We start from the raw sequence: 19,654 nt of genomic DNA, 5'->3' as shown, positions 1-19,654 counted from the left end.
GAAAAATATCACTTCTTACCCGCTGCGATTACAGCAACGGCAACGTCAGCCTGATGTGCTCCGCGAATACCGTAATCAGATGGGCAGGACGCTCCCGCTCGAACTTCAGCGTAATGCCAACGGTCGGCAGGGATGGAAGCGCCGGATCCCCATTGAGTATGCAGAGATCCGGGGGCACTGCCGTCTGTGTGATAACGGCAACGGCCTGCCCCGAGCGGACCAGGGCCGTCAGACCGGCAAGACTGCTGCTCGCATAGGCGATGCGGTAAGCCCTGCCCGCGCGTTGCAGCGCTTCACAGGCTGCAACATGGTCGAGCGTGTCAGGATCGGAAACCGCCAGCGGCAAGGGGTCGAAGTGCGCGGAATCCAGTCCCGGATAACCCACCCAGACCAGTGGTTCGCGGCGAATGATGTCGTCATTCGCCGCGTCGTCCGGCAGCGAGATCATGGCAAGGTCCAGCGCATGCATCTCCAGTTGTTCGAGCAATCGGGGGGTCGGGGAGCACATGACCTCCACCAGGGCATGCGGGTGCTGGCTCGAGAACTGGCGCAGCAAATGCGGCAGGAAAACGGCGGCATAGTCGTCCGGGCAGCCAAAGCGGATCGTCCCCGACAGCCCTTTACCGGACAGATCAGCCATCGCCTCGTCGTGCAGCCGCAAGATGCGTTGAGCGTGGATCAACAGGCGTTCGCCGGGATTGGTCAGCACCACCCCTCGCCCCGTGCGCTGGAACAGCGGCTGATCGACGATTTCTTCGAGGCGCTTCATCTGCTGACTCAGCGCAGACTGGGTTCGGCCGATCCGGTTGGCCGCGCGACTGAGCGCCCGGACCTCGGCGATGACGGTGAACGAACGCAGCAGATCAATTTCCAGGGAAAGACTCAAGGTATAAGCCCCGCTTCTATCTTCGATAAGAACTATTCGATTCTATGAAAGCAGAGAGCCATCTAGACTGCAAGTTATTCTCGCCACCCGCCAAGGAGAAGCAAGGTGTCCCTGAACAACGATGCAAATTTCTGGCGCAACGCCAGGCAGCACCTCATCCGCTACGGCGGCACCTTCGAGCCGATGATCATCGAGCGCGCCCAGGGCAGCTTCGTCTATGACGCGGACGGCCGCGCGATTCTGGATTTCACCTCGGGGCAGATGAGCGCGGTGCTTGGGCACAGCCATCCGGAAATCGTATCGGTCATCAACGAATACGCCGGCAAGCTCGACCATCTTTTCAGCGGGATGCTGTCTCGGCCGGTGGTCGATCTGGCGACCCGGTTGGCTGAGATCACGCCTGACGGGCTCGACCGGGCGCTGTTACTCAGCACGGGTGCGGAGTCGAACGAGGCTGCCATTCGCATGGCGAAGCTCGTCACCGGTAAATATGAAATCGTCGGTTTCGCGCAGTCGTGGCACGGCATGACGGGGAACGCGGCGTCCGCAACTTACAGCGCCGGTCGCAAGGGTGTCGGTCCGGCAGCCGTCGGCTCCTACGCGATCCCCGCCCCGTTCCCGTACCGGCCGCGTTTCGAGCGCAATGGCGAATATGATTACCTGGCGGAACTGGACTACGCTTTCGATCTCATCGATCGTCAGTCCAGTGGCAATCTCGCCGCCTTCATCGCGGAACCGATCCTCAGTTCCGGCGGCATCATCGAACTGCCGGTCGGCTACATGGCGGCACTGAAGCGCAAATGCGAGGAGCGCGGCATGCTGCTGATCCTCGATGAAGCGCAAACGGGTGTCGGGCGCACGGGCACGATGTTCGCCTGTCAGCGCGATGGCGTCACGCCCGACATTCTCACCTTGTCGAAGACGCTGGGTGCAGGTCTACCGCTCGCGGCCGTTGTGACCTCCGCACAGATCGAGGAGCGGGCCCATGAATTGGGTTACCTGTTCTATACGACCCATGTGTCCGATCCGCTTCCCGCCGCTGTCGGTTTGCGGGTGCTGGATGTGGTCGAGCGCCAGGGGCTGGTTGCGCGTGCGAACCTGATGGGCGAGCGACTCAAGCGCGGCCTGCTCGATCTGATGGAACGCTTCGAGTGCATCGGCGATATTCGCGGACGCGGGCTGCTTCTGGGGATGGAGATCGTCAAGGACCGCCGCACGAAGGAGCCGGCGGATGGGCTCGGCGCGAAGATCACCCGCGAGTGTATGAACCTGGGCCTCAGCATGAACATCGTGCAATTGCCAGGTATGGGTGGCGTCTTCCGGATCGCGCCTCCGTTGACCGTGCTCGAGAGTGAGATCGACCTGGGTTTGGATCTGCTTGGGCAGGCGATTGAGCGCTCGCTGTAGTCACATGTGTTGACACGCGTTCCAATTGCAAAGAAACTTGACCCCATGCTGACGCTAAACCTCTTCTCCTTCGCGTTTCAAAGCCACATGGCAGTCCGTTCGGGCATGCCATCGGAGGCCAACGCGCGTTAGATAAGCAGGAACGCAGCTCAAAGGCCTCGCCGACAATACGGTTGAGGCCTTTTTTGTTTGTGGCGTCTCCGTGATCGGCATCACCAGCGGAGATGACCATGGACGAAAGAAGCCCAACGTTGGCCCCATCGGGCTTGCCTGCAATCGACGATTGCAGCAAAGACCGCGTGGCAAGTACTGCGATCTACCCAACCCGTGGCCCTATATCGGCAACGCGTTGGGAAACGACCGGCGAATGGCACGATAGCGGATGCGATGCACGTATTCGCTTCGCCCGGATGTTGTACCCATACGAGTACTGGAATCTTCCGATGCAGGAAGGCCACTTCGACCGGCCAGCCATTTCGATGATTTCAGAGGATGACCCGCCGGCAACGACAGGGCCACCGTTCCTCGACATTCTTGCGACTGTGGGCCGTTTGTGGCGGCTGGCGACTCGCAGGGCACACGCCATCGGGAGAGCAACCTCTGCGCTCTTCGGCAAGCAGTCGCAGGATTGACTAACGTGTTGACGTTCCGCGCGACAGTGCTGCGCTGTCGCGCGGAACCTCATCCGCAAAGCTCAATTGCCGTTTGATCCCTCGAACTCAACGATCTCAATCCAGTTCGCGCCCTTACCCACGGGGTACTGCCCAATCAAAGCCAGTGCGCCGGAGTCGCGATCAATGCGGTAAGCGCTCATGGTTGACGACAGCTGACCGACTGCAAGCAGATACTTGCCCGACGGATCGATATTGAATCCACGCGGCTGCTTTTCCGTCTGGTACGTGCCGATGCGCGTCAGCTCACCCGATTTCGCGCTCACCCGATAAACAGCCAGCGTGTTGGACGTCCGTTCAGAGGCGTACAGGAAACGCCCGTCTGGCGTGACGTGCACATCCGCGCCCCATGGCTTGTCGCCGGAAAAATTGGGCGGCAGGATGGAAATGGTCTGAACGGGTTTGACCTTGTCATGCGTGCCATCGAAGGCGAGCACATGCAGTTTGCCGTCGAGCTCATCGATCAGATAGACAAAGCGATGATCCGGCGAGAACACAAAGTGACGCGGCCCCGACTTCGGAGGCAACGAATAGGCGGGCGCGGCGTCTTCGGTCAACTGACCGTTCGACGCATCGAATTTCAGACGCAACCAAGCATCCGAGCCGAGTACCGATGCGAAGACATAGCGATTGTCGGGCGCATTGCGGATGGCGTGAGCCATTGGGCCGGTTTTGACGGTTTGCTGAACATCACCCGCCACGCCATTTGCGGCGATACGGTTCACCGCCAGAAGGTTTCCGCCATACGACGCGGAAAAGAGGTAGCGGCCGCTCGCATCCGTCGATACGTAGGCCATGCTCTCCGCAAGCGGCGCCCTGCCCAGTTCGATCAGCCGGCCGTCGAGCGGATTGACCGCGAAGCTCACCACGCTATACGGCTTGGAGCGTAACCCTGCATAGAGCCGGAGATGGTCGGGCGAAAGCGCCATCGGCATGACGGTGCCACCAACCGGTACTGTCTCGACTGCGGCAAGTGAGCCGCTCGATTTGTTGAGGCTGAAGACAGAGATGTCCTGACTGTCCGCATTCGATACGTAGGCATACGTAGCAGCGTGCGATACGCCCGATCCCAAAGCACCCGCAAACAGAACTGCTGCGACCAGGGTAGCCCTAACGCTCATCGTGACACTCCGTTGAAATGGTTGAATATGAACATCCAGCATCGGCCGCCTCAGTCTTTTCGAACGAATCTCCGCGGCCGGTGGCAGCGCATTGCCGCCCCGACACTTGCGCGATCGATGCTTTTACTGGATATGGATGCGGGTCAAGCCCGATTGAGGCGGAATGCGGAAACAGCATCCGTCATCGCTTGCGCCTGCTGCTCAAGTGCGCTCGCGGCGGCGGCGGCCTCCTCGACTAGCGCGGCGTTCTGCTGCGTTACCCGGTCCATCTGGCTGACGGCCTGCCCGACCTGCTCGATGCCGGAGCTCTGCTCAACTGTCGCCGAGGTAATCTCGGCCATGATGGTGGCAACGCCTTGCACCGCGCCAACAATCTCACCCATGGTCTGCCCGGCCTGAACAACGAGTTCATTGCCATCGCGGATATCGTTGACGGACGCGGCGATCAGCGTTTTGATCTCCTGTGCCGCGGCAGCGCTGCGCTGCGCGAGCGTGCGCACCTCGCCGGCGACAACCGCAAAACCGCGGCCCTGCTCCCCTGCTCGCGCGGATTCGACCGCCGCGTTCAAGGCCAGAATGTTGGTTTGAAATGCGATGCTGTTGATCATCCCCGTGATCTCGGCAATCTTGTTCGAACTGGCCGTGATTGCCGTCATCGTTTGCACAGCCTGCTGCACGACGTTGCCGCCGCGCTGTGCAACGTCCGCCGCGTTGGCGGCGAGCTTGCTCGCCTGGCGGGCATGGTCGGCGTTCTGTTTGACAGTCGAGGTCAGCTCTTCCATGCTGGCCGCCGTTTCTTCGAGCGATGCAGACTGCTGCTCGGTTCTACTCGACAAATCGAGGTTACCAGCAGCGATCTCACGCGCACCACCGTGGATGGCTTCACAGTTCACGCGCACATTCGACACTGTCTTCGCGAGGCCCGTCTGCATCTGCGACATCGCTGTAAACAGCTGCCCCAGCTCGCTCCTGCCGCCTTCCGGAATCGATACGGTAAGGTCGCTTCCTGCGATACGGTTGAGCAACTCAGAGGCAACCTGCAGCGGACGGACCACGATCTTGCGCAAAGCGAAATGCGCGGCGACGATCAATGCAAGGGCCAGCGCCACGCCCGCCGCCACCATCGTGACGACCCATGTGTATTCACGATCACCTTGCGCGGCGGAATCCTGGGCAAGTGCTTCAGCGAGCTTCTGGAACTTCTCGACATTGGCCGAATAGGCGATGCCGGCCTGCGTGATGTCTTTGTCGTTGATCGATACGTATGCATTTGTATCGCCCCGCTGCAAGGCGTCGAACGCAGCATGCAGAATCGTGGCCAACGTATTGGAGGAATCGAAAAGTTTTTGCTTCAGCTCGTCGTCCTGGCCCGCAAATTTATCGGCATCACGAAACATCTTGGTTTCGCGGTCCGCACGCTCCAACGTCGTGGCGGCACTTTTGAGTGCCGAGTCGCGGGTCGCTTCGTCATTGCGCTCTTTCAATGCGGAATAGGCACGCGTCAGTGCCGCGCGGGTGCGTGTGGAGTCTTTATAGGCATCGTTGACCAGCACTTCCTGGCTGGCGATATCGTGCAGACGCCGAGCGTTGTCGTTAGAACGGCCAAGCGCCAGCACCCCCACTACGCCGCCGATCAGAATCATGCCCGCGAAAAGCACGAGAACGGCAAGGAGACTGTTTCTTATTGTGAGATTACGCATGCCTACCGATCCAGTTAACCATTGTTCGTTTGTTTACGACATAAACAACGCAAAACCTGAGCCGTCCAGCTCGCAAGATTACCTTACAGACCGCTGCGCGGCGCGGCGTCGTAGAGATCCATTTCGAGATACGTCATCATACAAGATGAATTGACCCTTTGTAGAAATTCTTTAATGCGTATTCACCCGAATTTTCCCCTTTCGCTAAATTTCAATTCCTTTCAGCGCGATAGCAGCCGAGATCCTATTTATAAGACGTCATATATCTATCAGGCCTCCCGCGATCACCGAGATCGCAAACGAAGCAACGCGCCCACGCACTCATTATCTTTACAGCCAAGACGCCGAAGCTGGTTGCACTGCTCAGCGCAGTCTGACGAACATTGACCGTCATCGACATTGTCTCGCCCAGCAAACTGCGTCGAAATGTTATATGATGATCATCATGAAAACGCCATCAATCAATCGCAAGGCTGCCAGCCGCAAAGAAATCACGCACGAGCGCATCGTCGAAGTTGCCGCGCGCGCGATCCGGCGCAGCGGGTACGACGGCACAGGCGTGGCCGACATCATGAAGGAGGCCGGCCTGACGCATGGCGGCTTCTATGCCCATTTCCCATCGCGCGAGGTGCTGCTTGCCGAAGCAGCTGACCGCGCCGGTGCTGAAGCCGTAGCCCTGTCAGAACATATCGCCGCCTCCGTCCCGCCAGAGGATGCGTTGACATCGATGGTGCGCGCCTATCTGTCGAAGGAGCATTGCGAAGACATAGAGAATGGCTGCCCGGTCTCCGCCCTTGGTTCCGAGATGCCGCGCCAGGCGCCGGTCGTGCGGCGCGCAACCACCCGCCGCATCAAGGAGATGATCGATGTCATTGCGCGCCAGTTGCCCGATTGGGGTCAGCCGGGCGCGCACGAGCAGGCGCTTGTCACGGCGGCCACCATGGTTGGCACGATGGTGCTGGCGCGCGCCGTCGACGACCCGAAACTGTCGGAAGATTTTCTTGAAGCCGCATTGAAAAAACTCACGCCGACTGACGCGTAAATCCACCGGCCCGGTGTCGGTTTTTGTTGGATCGAAAATATGATGAACGTCATATTTTAGCAAGACAAACACTCACGCAAGCACCTGAAGACATCCCTCAACATCGGAAGGACATCATGGAAACTGGAATAGCGCTCGTGACGGGCGCCTCGTCAGGAATCGGCGAAGCCACCGCCAAGCGGCTCGCGAAGGCTGGATACAAGGTCTACGGCACCAGCCGGCGCGGCGCACAGGCCGGCCAGCGGACGTTTGGGATGCTGCCACTGGACGTGACTAGCGATGAATCCGTCGAAGCTGCCGTCAAGGAAGTACTGCGCCTGCACGGCCGCATCGACCTGCTGGTGAACAACGCTGGTTTCGGCGTGGCGCCTGCTGCTGCGGAAGAGAGTTCGATTGACCAGGCTCGTGCGATCTTCGATACGAACTTCTTCGGGATCGTTCGCATGACGCGCGCCGTGCTGCCCCAAATGCGGCAACAAGGCAGCGGCCGCATCATCAATATTGGTTCGGTGCTGGGCTTCTTGCCCATGCCCTATATGGCGCTGTATTCCGCCACCAAGCATGCGGTCGCGGGCTATTCGGAATCGCTCGATCATGAGTTGCGCACGATGGGCATCCGGGTCTCCGTCATTGAGCCCGCCTACATCAAGACGCCTTTCGACGCGAACTTCATGGAGCCGGACGTTCCCCTCGACGACTACCTTGAGATACGCACGGCGATCGCGAGGCGTGTGAAAGAGGTTGTCGAGAGCGCCGACGGTCCGGAGGTCGTGGCCGAGACCGTACTGCAGGCCGCCATCGCGGCTCGCCCGAAACTTCGCTATACAGCCGGTGGACTCGCCGCCCGTCTGCGATTGCTGCGCAGGTTTGCGCCCGCCGGCCTTGTGGATGCAGGTATTCGCAAAGACCTGCGACTTCAAACTTGAACGGCATGACTGCGTTGCGATCGATCTGGAACGCTGCATCCCCTACTCCCCGCGAAGCACTCTGACTCAACGAGAAACGTACAAGGAAACATGATGAAAGCTTTTGTTGTCGATCGATACGGACGCAAGAATGACTTGCGAGCCGGCGAAATGCCGGTCCCGGAGCTGCGCGAGGACGACGTATTGATCCAGATCCACGCCGCGGGCGTGAATCCGCTCGATGCCAAAATCCGGGACGGCGAGTTCAAGCTTATTCTGCCTTATCGTTTGCCGCTGATTCTGGGTAACGATCTGTCCGGGGTGGTCGTCCGCGTTGGATCGCGCGTTCGGCAATTCAAGCCAGGCGATGAGGTCTATGCCCGACCGCACAAAGATCGCATCGGCACTTTCGCGGAATTCATTGCGGTCAAAGAAGACGGCGTGGCGTTGAAGCCCAAATCACTCGCCATGGAGGAAGCAGCCTCGATCCCGCTGGTAGGCTTGACCGCGTGGCAGGCGCTAATCGAAAAAGGACAACTCAAGAAAGGGCAGAAAGTGCTGATCCATGCAGGCTCCGGCGGCGTCGGCACATTTGCCATTCAACTGGCGAAACATGTCGGCGCGACCGTCGCAACGACAACGAGCGCGCGCAATGCTGAACTGGTGAAGCAACTCGGTGCGGATATCGTCATCGATTACAAAAAAGACGACTTTGCTGACATCCTGAATGGCTACGATCTCGTGCTCGACACGCAGGGCGGCGATACGCTCAAGAAGTCACTGCGCGTGCTCAAACCAGGTGGCAAACTCATCGGAATCGCGGGACCGCCCGATCCCGACTTTGCCAAAGAGATGGGCGCTTCGTGGTTCCTGAAAACGGTGATGCGTCTTTTGAGCTATCGCATCCGGAAAACCGCAAAACGTCATGACGTCAGCTATTCATTTGTGTTCATGCGCGCCAGCGGAGACCAACTGAGCCGGATCGCAGCACTAATCGATGCAGGGTCCATACGGCCGGTGATCGATCGAATCTTCCCGTTTGCGGCCACCAATGAGGCCATGGCTTACGTCGAAACCGGGCGTGTAAAGGGTAAGGTTGTCATCAAGATCCATTAGACGGCCTGGACCGGTCGCGAGCCATTGGCCGGGAGATGCTGGATAGTTCGCTTTAAGCAGCGACAAGAAAAAAACGGCTCCGGAATCCCGAAACATCCTCCGCATGCCATCCAGTGGCATGATAGTGGCCTCGCTTCTCAATCCACCAGCTCTCTCCCGAACATGTCGAACCTGATCGTACATGGCGGCCTCCCGTTACGCGGCGAGATCGTGCCATCCGCCAACAAGAACGCTGTCCTGCCTATCCTTTGCGCCACGCTGCTGACCGACCAGCCACTGCGTCTCATCGGCGTACCCGAAATTACCGACGTCAAGAAGATCCTCGAGATCTTTCGCACGCTCGGCAGCAACGTGTCGATGGACTTTGCCACCGGCATTCTCGATTTGCATCACCACGCCACGTCCTTCGATCCTGTCGCGCACAGGCTGCCGGAGGAGATGCGTTCTTCGATCATGCTGGTGCCGCCGTTGCTGGCGCGTTTCGGCGTCGCACGTCTCGAGAACGATGTGAAGGGCTGCACGCTGGGTGTGCGCGAGATCGATCCGCACGTTGAGGTGTTCGAGCGCTTCGGCGCGGGCATTGAGCGCACTACCGACTCGCTGATCGTGCGCGCGACCACTCAAATGGCGGCCAATCATCATTGGCTGGACTACGCGTCGGTCACCACCACCGAGAATTTCGCGCTGTGCGCGGCGTCGGCCAACGGCACGTCGACCTTGGTCAATGCAGCATCGGAACCGCATGTGCAGGAGTTTTGCCGTTTTCTGGCGATGCTTGGTGTGCCAATCGACGGCATCGGCACATCGCGCCTGAGCGTGGAAGGCGGCCATAAACTCGGCGGCGGCGAGTTCCGGTTCAGCGAGGATTTCCACGAAATCGCGACCTTTCTCGCGCTTGGCGCAATCACCGGTGGCGACATCAAGGTCAAAAACAGCGCGCCCGATCAGTTCCCGCTGATCGACCGAACCTTCGCGAAGTTCGGCGTGCAGGTGGAGCATCGCGATGGCTGGTCGCATGCCGTTCGGGAGGGTCCGTTACGAGTGCGCCGGCCTTTCACGCAGAACATCCTCACCAAGGTGGAAGCGGCGCCCTGGCCGTATCTGCCCGTCGATCTGCTCCCTATCTTCATCGCGCTTGGCGTGAAGGCGGAAGGCAGCGCGATGTTCTGGAACAAGGTCTACGACGGCGCGATGGGTTGGTCCGTTGAACTCTCCAAGTTCGGTGCGCACGTGTTTCTGTCGGACCCTCATCGTTTGATCACTTTCGGCGGACTTCAGTTAAGTCCCGCGAAGGTCGAGAGTCCGTACATCATTCGCGTGGCGATTGCGCTGCTCATGGTCGCCGCAAGTATCGAGGGGCGCTCGGAAATCACCAATGCGCTGCCAATCCGCCGTGCACACCCCAATTTTGTGGAAAACCTGCGCTCGGTGGGCGCGCGCGTGGAATGGACCAGCAGCGAATGATCGTCTAAGGCGATCCGCCAGAACCCGAACATCATGGAGCAAACCTTGCACGAACTTCGCCTCGAGACACTGCAGGTCGGTGCACTGCGCATGCGTGTGGCCAGCCAGGGCAGCGGCCCGCTGGTGCTGCTATGTCATGGATTTCCGGAATCCTGGTACGCCTGGCGGCACCAGTTGGCGGCGCTGTCAGCCGCCGGGTTCCGCGCCGTCGCACCTGACATGCGTGGCTATGGCGGCACCGATGCGCCGCCGGACGCGGAGTCATACACGATGCTGCATCTCGTCGGCGACATGGTCGAGCTCGTCAATGTTCTCGGCGAGAGTGAGGCGGTGATCGTCGGCCACGACTGGGGCGCGCCGGTGGCCTGGAACGCGGCGATGTTACGGCCCGATCTGTTCCGTGCCGTCGTTGGCATGAGCGTGCCGTTCCATCCGCCTGCGCGGGAGGACTTGCTCAGTGCGCTGGAGCGGCAAGGTGTGCAAACGTTCTACATGCAGTATTTCCAGACACCCGGCGTAGCTGAGCGCGAATTCGAGGCTGATCCCGAAGCCACAATTCGACGCGTCACGTTCAGCATGTCGGGCGATGGGCCCGACCACGTGGTGGCGGGCATACTCGCGCCCGGCACAAGTTTTCTCGACAACACAGTGGACCCCGAGACGCTGCCAGCCTGGCTAAGCAGTGAAGAAATCGCTTACGTGGCAGGCGAATTCGCGCGCACCGGTTTCCGAGGTGGGCTGAACTGGTACCGCAGCATTCGGCGCTCATCGGAACTCATGGCCGCTTGGCGAGGCTGCGTGATCCGGCAGCCATCGCTATTCGTGGCCGGCGCGGAAGATGACGTCCTTAAGTTTCCGGGCGCCCAGGCCCGTATCGCGAATCTGGCACGCGTACTGCCCGGACTGCGCGGATGCCATATTCTCGACGGCGCGGGTCATTGGATTCAGCGCGAGCGTTCGGCGGAAGTGAGCGAGTTGCTGGTTGCGTTCCTGAAGGGGCTGTAGGCAGCGCGCATCCCCTGCTCGATCGCGTGCAGCCTACAGCGATCAGAACCTCGCGAGGAATTCCGAAACCTTCGCCAGCCCCGTTTCAAGTACGTTCCGGTTGTTCGCATACCCGATACGCGATGATTCGTGACGCAGTGATTTATGGATGAAGCGGGTCCACCACGCCCTCTATCGGAATCGCTCGGGACGGAACGGATGGGGATCGGTAAAAGGCTCGCCCCCCGTCATCATTTCCGCCAGCAAACGCCCTGTCACCGGACCGAGCGTCAATCCGTGATGGTTATGCCCGAACGAGAACCACAGCCCTCGATGGCGAGGCGCGCGCCCAATGACAGGCCGCATGTCAGGCGTACACGGCCGCAACCCGAGCCATGGCGCGTCGTCGACGCGGCGGCCCAGTCCGAATATCGGCCGGGCCACGGCTTCCGCGCGGTCCAGTTGAACGCCCGTCGGCGGCGCATCGCGCCGGGCGATTTCCACGCCGGTAGTCAGCCGCAGGCGGCCTTGCATGGGCGCGACCACATACCCTTTTTCCGTGTCGACCAGCGGTACCGAGAGCATCGATTTCGTGGCCTCGTAGTGCATGTGATAGCCGCGCTTTGCCCGTAGCGGTATCCGATATCCGAGCGGTTCAAAAACCTTGTCGGACCAGGGGCCGAGCGCTACGACCACCTCTTTGGCACTGATCCTGCCTTGCGACGTCTGCACAGTCCATGCATCGGCTTCCTGACGTACCGTGACCGCCTCGCCAGTGAGCAGCGCGCCGCCGCCCTCCTCGAACAGCCGCGCATAGCCCTTCGTCAACGCACCCGGGTTGGAGATGCTCCTCGGGTCCTGCCAATGCAATGCACCGCAAAAACCCGGCGCGATACCGGGTTCGCGCGCCGCCAGTGCATCGGCATCGCACGGCACCACGCGCAGTCCGTATGTCCTCGCCGTGACTTCGGCGGCCGATGCCTGCCGTTCATACTCCGAGCGGGTGCGAAATGCCTCGATCCAGCCACCGTCGTGCGCGAGGCCTTGGAGGCCGGCACGCTCGATCAGCACATCGTGCTCGGCAACGCTTCGCCGGATCAAGGGCAGCATGTCGCGCGCGGCAGCTTCGAGCCGCTCAGGAGACGACTCCCACCAGAATCGCGCGAGCCACGTCGCGAAAGACGGCAGCGCCTTGTAGTCCCAGTAAAGATCGGTCGACCGATTGCGCAGGTAGCGCAGAAGCGTACCGAGATCGCGCGGAAAGCCGTAGGGAACCACCGACGAGCTTTCGATCAGCCCGGCATTGCCGAAACTGGTCTCTTCGCCGGGGCCGCGCCGATCGACAAGCCCCACGCGGCGACCGCGATCCTGCAGATGCAGCGCGGACGACACGCCGACAATCCCGGCTCCCAACACGATCACATCGAAATCCATAAGCCCGCTCGAATGTTCATTTCGGATCCCGATGCGAATCGGCTCGCATCGGGTCATGAACCGGTTACTTCGCGATGATGTCGCGCTTGAAATACTTCTGCGACAGGTTGCTGAGCGTGCCGTCTTTCTTTAGCGCGGCGAGCGCGGCATCGATCTTTCCGGCCAGCGCCTTGTCGCCCTTGCGCAAGCCAAAGCCCGTGCCTTCGCCAAGCGTTGCCGGATCGCTGAGTGGCTGGCCGACAATCGCATAGTCATGGCCTGACGGCTTGTTCAGGAAACCATCCTCAACAGTCTGCGCTTCCTGGACGGCGGCATCCAGGCGTCCGGCAACGAGGTCGGCGTACACCTGATCCTGGTCCTGATACGAAACGATCGATACACCGGCATTCGCCCAGTGGCGCTTAAGGAAATCTTCCTGCGACGATCCCTGCAGGACGCCGACGCGCTTGCCCTGCAGGCTCTTCACATCCGGCAACAAGGGTGAACCGCGCTTCGCCACCATCACGATAGGCACCACGTAGATCGGCGGCGTGAAATCGATGGACTGTTTGCGCTTGTCCGTAATGTTCATGGCGGAGTTGATGACGTCGAATTTGCGCGCCTGTAGTGCCGGAATCAATCCGTCGAACGAATTCTCCACCCACTCGCATTTCACGCCCATCTTCGCGCAGACCGCGTTGCCGACGTCGACGTCGAATCCCTGCAATTGCCCCGTCGGCGACTTGCTTTCGAACGGCGGATACGCGGCCTCGATGCCGAAGCGCAAGGTGCTTTGAGTCTCGGCGCTGACAGTGCCAACCGAACCGGTTAAAGCGGCAGCGACGAAAAGTGAGAGTGAAAGCTTCAGACGCATGATGGTTCCCTATGAAATTGGGGTTCACAAAATTAGGGCACGGGGCGGTAACTGACGGCGCGACCTCGAGAAGATGCATGAGGTGCCAGAAAGGCCTGTTCTCACACTCGTTCTGGAATGACAGTCTATTCTGGACACTCACAAATGCAAGCGATTTTCAAAATAAAAGTCCAGACTGGACTTTTTGACTTTAGAATTGGGCTGACGCCGCTAGCCGGCAACGATGTGGAGAGCAGTCCCATGAGCAGCACAGACACAGTATTCCCGTTGATCGTCCAGCAGGACGCGGTGCGTAAAGCACTGCCCCACCTCGACGTGCGCGGCGCGTTGACACGCATGTTTCTCTCGCTTGCGAACGATTCCGCGGTGCAGCCGCCCCAGACCTTCACTCCGTTTCCACAAGGGGCTGGCGATTTCATTACGTACTTAGGGGTCCTGGCGGACGCCAAGGTATTCGGAGCAAAGATTTCGCCGTACATCGTGACCGAAGCGAAACCGGTCATTACGGCGTGGACCGCACTGATGTCTATGGAAACGGGGCAACCTTTGATGTGGTGCGATGCGGGTCTGCTCACCATCGAACGCACAGCCGGCGCAACGGCGCTTGCGGTCGAACACCTTGCGGCGCCCGACGCACGCCGGCTCGCCATCGTCGGCGCGGGTGCCGTGGGCCAGGCACATTTGCGCCACCTTGCACCGCTGCGAGCGTGGGACTCGATCAATGTGTTTTCACCCGAGCTTGCAAGCAACGAAGCAAAGCGCGCGGAGGTAAGCACCCTTCATGAACGCGTGCGGATTTGCGCCCAGCTCGATGAGTGTGTGCACGATGCCGACGTGATCGCGTTGTGCACATCCTCAGGCACGCCTGTACTGTCGGACAACCTGCTGACCAAGCCAGCACTCATCACGTCGATCAGCACGAATGTCGCCAATGCGCATGAAATTCCACCGGCGTGGATTCAAGACATGGACGTCTATTGCGACTACCGGCGAACCACGCCTGCCAGCGCAGGTGAAATGAAATTGGCGGCGCAACGGCATGACTGGTCGCCGGAAAGCGTTCTGGGCGATTTGCCCGAACTCGTATCCGGCGGCGCCAGGAAACCCTCATGGCGGCAGCACGTCTTCTTTCGCTCAATCGGACTCGGACTGGAAGATGTAGCGATCGCCTACGCACTATTCAGGCACGTAACCGGGCAACCGATCGGTTGAGCGAGACCGACGCGGCGGTGCGTGGGTTGCCGCAAACAGGGGTGAATATTGCCCGTGGCAAAATAGTGCATCGCACGAATATGCGTTGCACATTGCCGCACATGCCGGCAGACCCGGCCAAACCGAAAAATCTCATGCTTCCCTATGCGAAAGACTAAGATCACACCCGCGCGCCGGCTTTTGCTGGATCGCTACGGCCGTGTCGCCGACGGTATTGCGCTGCTCTTCTTTCCGTACGTCGAAATCGTCATTCATGACCTGCATAGCCAGACGATCGCGTACATTGCAAACAACCTGTCAAAGCGCGAGCTGGGCGATGAATCGGCGCTGGAAGAGATTGATCATTCGGCGCAGTCAGGCACGATCGGTCCGTACGAAAAGATCAATTGGGATGGCAGACGAATGCGCTGCGTCAGCACGGTGCTCTTTGACGACACGGGCGCGGCTGTCGGCGTGATGTGCGTCAATTACAACATCGCCGTCTTTGAGGACATGAAACATGTCATCGATCGCGTGGTGTCGGGCGCGGGTCTGATCAAGCAGCCGGAGGAACTGTTCAAGGACGACTGGCAGGAGCGCATCAACACGTTTCTCCACGCATGGCTTCAGGAACGCCAGTTGGCACTCAACTCCCTGACCCGGGAACACCGTCGCGAACTTGTCGAGGCACTGTGGGAGGAAGGGGCCTTCAAAGGAAAGAGCGCGGCTAACTATGTTGCCAACGTTCTGGGCATGGGCCGTGCGACTGTATATCAGCATATAAGGGATTTACGCGGCGCCGCAGCCTAGGCTGAATCGGATTCAACGGCTGGCGACCGCCGACTACGGCTTCTGATATTTTCAGAAGACAACCGCACGATATATCAGGCGCTAATTGCACGATCGATATACCTCCGATGTAAATCGCAGTCAGCTATACTTTCAATTGCCTTTACGTAGTCCGCTGCGCGGTATGTTTGGCCAAGCATAACCGCATGGTGTCGTGTCCGAGTCGGCTGATCCACGCGTCAATCGCTCGGCAATACGAAAAACCACCGTAGTATTGTCGGAGACGGGCACATGAGCACGACAATTTCAATAGAAGAGCCGCCTCGCCTCATCGGGATCGTGACCAAGGTCTACTCGGGTTTGCTGGTCATTGGTTTTGCGCTCCTTCCCGCCTACCTGATTGCCTATCTGGCTTTCTTTCAAGACCCAAGCCTGAAGTTCGAAAACCACGGCTTCCACGAAATCGCGATTGCAGCGGCAACGCTCGAGGGGCTGTTCGTCACCTATGTGACCTGGCGTTGTTATCTGTCGTCGGGTGAACCGCTGTTGCGGTGGCTGACTTTGGGTTTCCTGGGCTTTGTGCTGGTCTATGCGCTGCACGGCGCGTTCACCGGCATGGCGCACCACAATATCTGGCTATTCCTGCTCTACGGACCCGCATCGCGTCTGGTGATGTCGGTGCTGCTGCTGATCGGGCTTCTCTCGTATCACCGCGCGCCGCACGCGCTCAAGCTGCGCTCGAATCCGCGCCCGTGGCTCATGTGGATCGCTGTGTTCGTCGTGATCGACCTGGTTGTCGGAGTCATTGCGAACTCGCCCATTGCGGGCAACCTCGCCGTGCGGCTATCCATGGAAGGCGGCGCGCTGGTCTTCTCGACACTGAACGTCACGGTGCTGATGCTGCGTCGCATTCGCTCGCCGCTCATGGTGATCTACGGCATCTCAATCACTTTCTTCGCGCTGGCGTCGCTCGCTTTCATTCTCGGCAAGCCGTGGAATCATATGTGGTGGCTGGCACACGCGATCTTCGCCGCCGGCTTTTTCCTGTTGAGCTATGGCGTCGTTCAAGCGTTTCGTACAACGCGATCTTTTTCGACGATCTACAGCCAGGAAGAACTGATGGCTCGCCTCGCCGAAGCGATGGCACGTACGGAAAGCGCGCTGCAGGAACTGCAACGCACCAATCACAAGCTCGAGCATCTCGCCGCGACCGATCCGCTGACGGGCGCCGCGAACCGGCGCGAGTTTATCCAGCAAGTGGAGGCGGAAATCGCACGCGCGAGGCGAGGTGGCGCACCGTTCTCGCTGCTGGCGCTGGATCTCGACCACTTCAAATTGATCAACGACAACTACGGTCATCAGGTCGGTGACGAGGTATTGCAGCGATTCGTGCAGAAATGCCTTGATGCCATTCGGCCCTATGACGGCGTGGCGCGAGTGGGTGGCGAAGAGTTTATGGTGCTGCTGCCCAGAGCCGCGCTGGACGTGGCACGTTCGATCGCCGAGCGCGTTCGGGGCGCCGTGGCGACCGAGGAGTTCTATACCGGAACCGGGCGGACCGTCGCCGTTACCGTCAGTGTCGGCGTCTCCGAGTTCGGCCGCGACGGCGACACGATCGACACCCTCTTACGCGTTGCCGATGAACGTCTTTACCGGGCCAAGCACGATGGCCGCAACCGTGTGGTGGCGGGATAGAAGCGATAACAGGTGATGCTCTTTGCCACCTACGGGTTTTTCCTGGTCTTACCCGATGTCGATACCGGCGTCGCCGGATCGTCGTAGGGGTATGTTCAACTTCTCCAGTGAAGGACCAGCACACCATGACTACCGGAACAATCCGTCTCCATCGCGTCCTGAACGCTACTCCCGAACGCATCTATCGGGCCTTCCTCGAACCCGATGCGATCGCTAAGTGGCTTCCTCCCTATGGGTTCACCTGTCAGGTCCACCACATGGATGCACGCGTGGGTGGCACTCACAAGATGTCCTTCCGTAACTTCGGCACCGGCAATGGTCACTCGTTCGGCGGCGAATACATCGAACTGGTGCCGTTCGAGAAGATCCGCTACTCGGACCGTTTCGACAACCCCAACCTGCCCGGCCAGATGGACGTCACTATTTCCTTGCGGGCAGTGTCCTGCGGAACCGAGCTCACGATTGTGCAGGAGGGTGTGCCCGAGGTCATTCCAGTGGAGATGTGCTACCTCGGCTGGCAGGAGTCGCTGGTTCAGTTGGCGAAGCTGGTCGAGCCGGTGATCCCTGACTAGCGTGTGAGGCTCAAGGCTTTGGTCCCTTGCCAAGGCCGAGCTTTTCCATTGCCTCATGGGCATCAATCACCAACGTGGCGATCTCGCTCACCGTGACCCGGAGACTTGTCGCTCTCGAGCGCATGTGCTCGTATGCGTTACTCTCGCTGAGCTGGTGCGCCTCCATGAGGATGCGGATGGCCTTCTCGATGTGGCGTCGCGCCTTGATCGCCTCCTCGAGCTTGGAGACCTTGCTGTGCAAGCGCTGCTGGTAGCCTGAAGACGCACGCGCGAGCACCAGGGTACTAAGAATGCCCGTAGACCGGTAGGGCTTGGTGATGACGCCATGCGCCTGCGTATCCACCAGCATTTTTAGCGCCGTCGGATTCTCGTAGTCGGATAACGCGATCAGCGTGGCTTCGGTATCGGCTGCGCACCAATTGCCCGCGCTGCGAGTTTCGGGGCCGACGAGAAAGAAAATCGCGTCGACATCGGCGGGCAGTTGCGAGGGAAACGGCCAGAGCACGCGCACCTGGCAGCCGATGCGGCGCAACTGCTCTTCCAGAACAATGCGATCCTCGCCCGGCGGATGAATCACGAGGACGCGCAGCGTGCGTAGATCGTCGAACAGACGACGGGCCCCCGTGCTCATGCCGATTCTCCGTCGAGCCAGAATTCCGCGAATCCGTACGTCGTCAGATAGGGATCGGGTTTGACCGGACCTCGGCCCTCCCAGACGATATCGAACGAGCCGTCCGGCCTGCACACGGCAATGCGCGGCGTCAGTATCGCGTGATTGTTCTCCGGATCGATTTTCAGCACTCCCTCTGGCGAATCGAATTCGACTTCGTGTACCGCCTCCACCAGTCTGGCCGTATCGAGACTTCCGGTACGGGCCAGCGCCAGCGCAAACAGATGCACCTGGTTATACGCCATCTCCGACCACATGCTGGCCGGTTGATCTCCGAATCGCGCATGCCATGATTTCAGAAAGCGCTGGTTACTCGCGAGGTTCAGCGTGTTGACGTAACTCGCCGAGACGATGTGGCTGCCACACAGTTCGGAGCCGATCATCCGCGTTTCGCCCTCGGTCATTGTCAAGCTTGCGATCGGAATCTGTGCGGGGTCGATACCGTGCTCGCGATACAGCCGATAAAAGTCGCGCGCACCTCGCCCGATCAGCGTGGAGAACACCACATCGGGCGCGATGTCCTTGATCTGCCGCACCACTTCTTCCAGCGCCGCTGGATCCGCATCGCTCGGCAGATAGAGTTCTTCCACGATTTCGCCGCCATGCTGCTCGACCATGTCGCGCATGATCCGATTCGATTCTCGCGGATAGATGTAGTCGGCGCCAACCAGAAAAAAACGGCGGCCGTGATTGCGCAGCAGATAAGCGGCCAGTTGCATGCTGTTCTGGTTCGGTACCCCGCCGGTGTAGATCACGTTCGGCGAATACTCAAACCCCTCATAGATCGAGCAGTACCAGAGCAATGCGTTGGTGCGTTCGATCACCGGTAAAACCGCCTTTCGGCTCGACGAAGTCGAACAGCCGAAAATCACGGTCACGTCGTCTTCCTGCAGCATCCGCGTGGCGAGCCGGCGATATTCGTCAGGATCGCTCTTCGGATCGTAAACAACGGGGTCGAGCAGGCGCCCGCCCACGCCGCCGGCCGCGTTGACTTCCTCGATCGCGAGCACGGTGCCGAAAAAATGCTCCGACCCGGTCGCTGAGGTCACGCCCGTGCGCGAGTACAACACGCCGATACGCCAGCCATCGTCCGCGGGCGCCGGATTGGCCGGCTGTCGCGAGCTCGCCTCCATTTTGTCTCCTCCTTGCATCGC

18 protein-coding genes are annotated in these 19,654 nt (G+C 59.9%); 11 read left to right on the top strand and 7 right to left on the bottom strand.

All coding sequences use genetic code 11. From position 1 onward, the window contains the following. Positions 1-28: 28 nt before the first annotated feature. Positions 29-913: a LysR family transcriptional regulator gene (locus KHO30_RS24750; protein WP_211702831.1), complete on the bottom strand. Its 885-nt coding sequence runs from the start codon at positions 911-913 to the stop codon at positions 29-31. A gap of 78 nt (positions 914-991) precedes the next feature. Here KHO30_RS24750 and KHO30_RS24745 point away from each other — a divergent pair, with 78 nt between their 5' ends. Together KHO30_RS24745 and KHO30_RS24740 are read left to right on the top strand one after the other, a co-directional pair. Beyond that, positions 992-2,293: an aspartate aminotransferase family protein gene (locus KHO30_RS24745; RefSeq protein WP_211702633.1), complete on the top strand. Its 1,302-nt coding sequence runs from the start codon at positions 992-994 to the stop codon at positions 2,291-2,293. Between the two features lie 230 nt (positions 2,294-2,523). After that, positions 2,524-2,925, top strand: coding sequence for a hypothetical protein (locus KHO30_RS24740; RefSeq protein WP_211702632.1), 402 nt, complete (start codon positions 2,524-2,526; stop codon positions 2,923-2,925). A 62-nt stretch (positions 2,926-2,987) separates the two neighbouring features. Here the strand turns inward: KHO30_RS24740 and KHO30_RS24735 are convergent, their stop codons facing one another. After that, positions 2,988-4,085 carry a lactonase family protein gene (locus KHO30_RS24735; protein ID WP_211702631.1) on the bottom strand — a complete coding sequence of 366 codons (1,098 nt, stop codon included), beginning with the start codon at positions 4,083-4,085 and terminating at the stop codon, positions 2,988-2,990. A gap of 143 nt (positions 4,086-4,228) precedes the next feature. Beyond that, complete coding sequence (locus tag KHO30_RS24730; RefSeq protein WP_093633167.1) at positions 4,229-5,785, bottom strand: methyl-accepting chemotaxis protein; 1,557 nt, start codon at positions 5,783-5,785, stop codon at positions 4,229-4,231. 433 nt (positions 5,786-6,218) lie between these two features. On the opposite strand from KHO30_RS24730, the gene KHO30_RS24725 reads away from it, so the two are divergent. From KHO30_RS24725 to KHO30_RS24705, 5 genes are all read left to right on the top strand, one after another. Further along, positions 6,219-6,827 carry a TetR/AcrR family transcriptional regulator gene (locus KHO30_RS24725; RefSeq protein ID WP_211702630.1) on the top strand — a complete coding sequence of 203 codons (609 nt, stop codon included), beginning with the start codon at positions 6,219-6,221 and terminating at the stop codon, positions 6,825-6,827. Positions 6,828-6,943: 116 nt separating this feature from the next. Further along, positions 6,944-7,753 (top strand): oxidoreductase, encoded by an 810-nt coding sequence (locus tag KHO30_RS24720; protein WP_200621781.1) that lies wholly within the window; start codon positions 6,944-6,946, stop codon positions 7,751-7,753. A gap of 93 nt (positions 7,754-7,846) precedes the next feature. Beyond that, positions 7,847-8,848: an NADP-dependent oxidoreductase gene (locus KHO30_RS24715; protein ID WP_200621780.1), complete on the top strand. Its 1,002-nt coding sequence runs from the start codon at positions 7,847-7,849 to the stop codon at positions 8,846-8,848. A 162-nt stretch (positions 8,849-9,010) separates the two neighbouring features. Further along, the gene (locus KHO30_RS24710) at positions 9,011-10,312 is read left to right on the top strand and encodes a UDP-N-acetylglucosamine 1-carboxyvinyltransferase (RefSeq protein WP_093633171.1); all 1,302 of its coding nucleotides are present in this window, start codon (positions 9,011-9,013) and stop codon (positions 10,310-10,312) included. Positions 10,313-10,357: 45 nt separating this feature from the next. Then, entirely contained in the window at positions 10,358-11,317 is a 960-nt protein-coding gene (locus KHO30_RS24705) for an alpha/beta fold hydrolase (protein ID WP_244179248.1), read from the top strand. 171 nt (positions 11,318-11,488) lie between these two features. Here KHO30_RS24705 and KHO30_RS24700 read toward each other — a convergent pair whose 3' ends face one another. Together KHO30_RS24700 and KHO30_RS24695 are read right to left on the bottom strand one after the other, a co-directional pair. Continuing rightward, a complete protein-coding gene (locus tag KHO30_RS24700) occupies positions 11,489-12,730 on the bottom strand; it encodes an NAD(P)/FAD-dependent oxidoreductase (RefSeq protein ID WP_211702629.1) in 1,242 nt (413 codons plus the stop codon). 64 nt (positions 12,731-12,794) lie between these two features. Continuing rightward, positions 12,795-13,583, bottom strand: a complete 789-nt coding sequence (locus KHO30_RS24695) for an ABC transporter substrate-binding protein (RefSeq protein ID WP_211702628.1) — start codon at positions 13,581-13,583, stop codon at positions 12,795-12,797. Between the two features lie 240 nt (positions 13,584-13,823). Here KHO30_RS24695 and KHO30_RS24690 point away from each other — a divergent pair, with 240 nt between their 5' ends. From KHO30_RS24690 to KHO30_RS24675, 4 genes are all read left to right on the top strand, one after another. Continuing rightward, complete coding sequence (locus KHO30_RS24690) at positions 13,824-14,795, top strand: ornithine cyclodeaminase family protein (protein ID WP_211702627.1); 972 nt, start codon at positions 13,824-13,826, stop codon at positions 14,793-14,795. 144 nt (positions 14,796-14,939) lie between these two features. Beyond that, a complete protein-coding gene (locus tag KHO30_RS24685) occupies positions 14,940-15,584 on the top strand; it encodes a helix-turn-helix transcriptional regulator (RefSeq protein WP_211702626.1) in 645 nt (214 codons plus the stop codon). Between the two features lie 270 nt (positions 15,585-15,854). Then, positions 15,855-17,258, top strand: coding sequence for a GGDEF domain-containing protein (locus KHO30_RS24680; RefSeq protein ID WP_211702625.1), 1,404 nt, complete (start codon positions 15,855-15,857; stop codon positions 17,256-17,258). A 125-nt stretch (positions 17,259-17,383) separates the two neighbouring features. Further along, a complete protein-coding gene (locus KHO30_RS24675; RefSeq protein WP_093633177.1) occupies positions 17,384-17,830 on the top strand; it encodes an SRPBCC family protein in 447 nt (148 codons plus the stop codon). A 10-nt stretch (positions 17,831-17,840) separates the two neighbouring features. Here the strand turns inward: KHO30_RS24675 and KHO30_RS24670 are convergent, their stop codons facing one another. Further along, on the bottom strand, positions 17,841-18,461 hold the full coding sequence (locus KHO30_RS24670; protein ID WP_093633178.1) for an ANTAR domain-containing response regulator: 621 nt from the start codon (positions 18,459-18,461) through the stop codon (positions 17,841-17,843). Further along, positions 18,458-19,633, bottom strand: coding sequence for a transporter substrate-binding domain-containing protein (locus tag KHO30_RS24665; protein WP_093633179.1), 1,176 nt, complete (start codon positions 19,631-19,633; stop codon positions 18,458-18,460). Before KHO30_RS24665 ends, KHO30_RS24670 begins: the two co-directional genes overlap by 4 nt. Between the last annotated feature and the right edge of the window lie 21 nt (positions 19,634-19,654).

This window comes from Paraburkholderia aspalathi, from assembly GCF_905220735.1.
In the GTDB taxonomy this organism is placed as follows: domain Bacteria; phylum Pseudomonadota; class Gammaproteobacteria; order Burkholderiales; family Burkholderiaceae; genus Paraburkholderia; species Paraburkholderia aspalathi.
This window is presented reverse-complemented; position numbering and strand designations above follow the sequence as displayed.

Coding starts and splice junctions, on each gene's coding strand:
- KHO30_RS24740 (WP_211702632.1), top strand. CDS start 2,524: ATGGACGAAAGAAGCCCAACGTTGGCCCCATCGGGCTTGCCTGCAATC.
- KHO30_RS24735 (WP_211702631.1), bottom strand. CDS start 4,085: ATGAGCGTTAGGGCTACCCTGGTCGCAGCAGTTCTGTTTGCGGGTGCT.
- KHO30_RS24730 (WP_093633167.1), bottom strand. CDS start 5,785: ATGCGTAATCTCACAATAAGAAACAGTCTCCTTGCCGTTCTCGTGCTT.
- KHO30_RS24725 (WP_211702630.1), top strand. CDS start 6,219: ATGATGATCATCATGAAAACGCCATCAATCAATCGCAAGGCTGCCAGC.
- KHO30_RS24720 (WP_200621781.1), top strand. CDS start 6,944: ATGGAAACTGGAATAGCGCTCGTGACGGGCGCCTCGTCAGGAATCGGC.
- KHO30_RS24715 (WP_200621780.1), top strand. CDS start 7,847: ATGAAAGCTTTTGTTGTCGATCGATACGGACGCAAGAATGACTTGCGA.
- KHO30_RS24710 (WP_093633171.1), top strand. CDS start 9,011: ATGTCGAACCTGATCGTACATGGCGGCCTCCCGTTACGCGGCGAGATC.
- KHO30_RS24700 (WP_211702629.1), bottom strand. CDS start 12,730: ATGGATTTCGATGTGATCGTGTTGGGAGCCGGGATTGTCGGCGTGTCG.
- KHO30_RS24695 (WP_211702628.1), bottom strand. CDS start 13,583: ATGCGTCTGAAGCTTTCACTCTCACTTTTCGTCGCTGCCGCTTTAACC.
- KHO30_RS24690 (WP_211702627.1), top strand. CDS start 13,824: ATGAGCAGCACAGACACAGTATTCCCGTTGATCGTCCAGCAGGACGCG.
- KHO30_RS24685 (WP_211702626.1), top strand. CDS start 14,940: ATGCGAAAGACTAAGATCACACCCGCGCGCCGGCTTTTGCTGGATCGC.
- KHO30_RS24680 (WP_211702625.1), top strand. CDS start 15,855: ATGAGCACGACAATTTCAATAGAAGAGCCGCCTCGCCTCATCGGGATC.
- KHO30_RS24675 (WP_093633177.1), top strand. CDS start 17,384: ATGACTACCGGAACAATCCGTCTCCATCGCGTCCTGAACGCTACTCCC.
- KHO30_RS24670 (WP_093633178.1), bottom strand. CDS start 18,461: ATGAGCACGGGGGCCCGTCGTCTGTTCGACGATCTACGCACGCTGCGC.
- KHO30_RS24665 (WP_093633179.1), bottom strand. CDS start 19,633: ATGGAGGCGAGCTCGCGACAGCCGGCCAATCCGGCGCCCGCGGACGAT.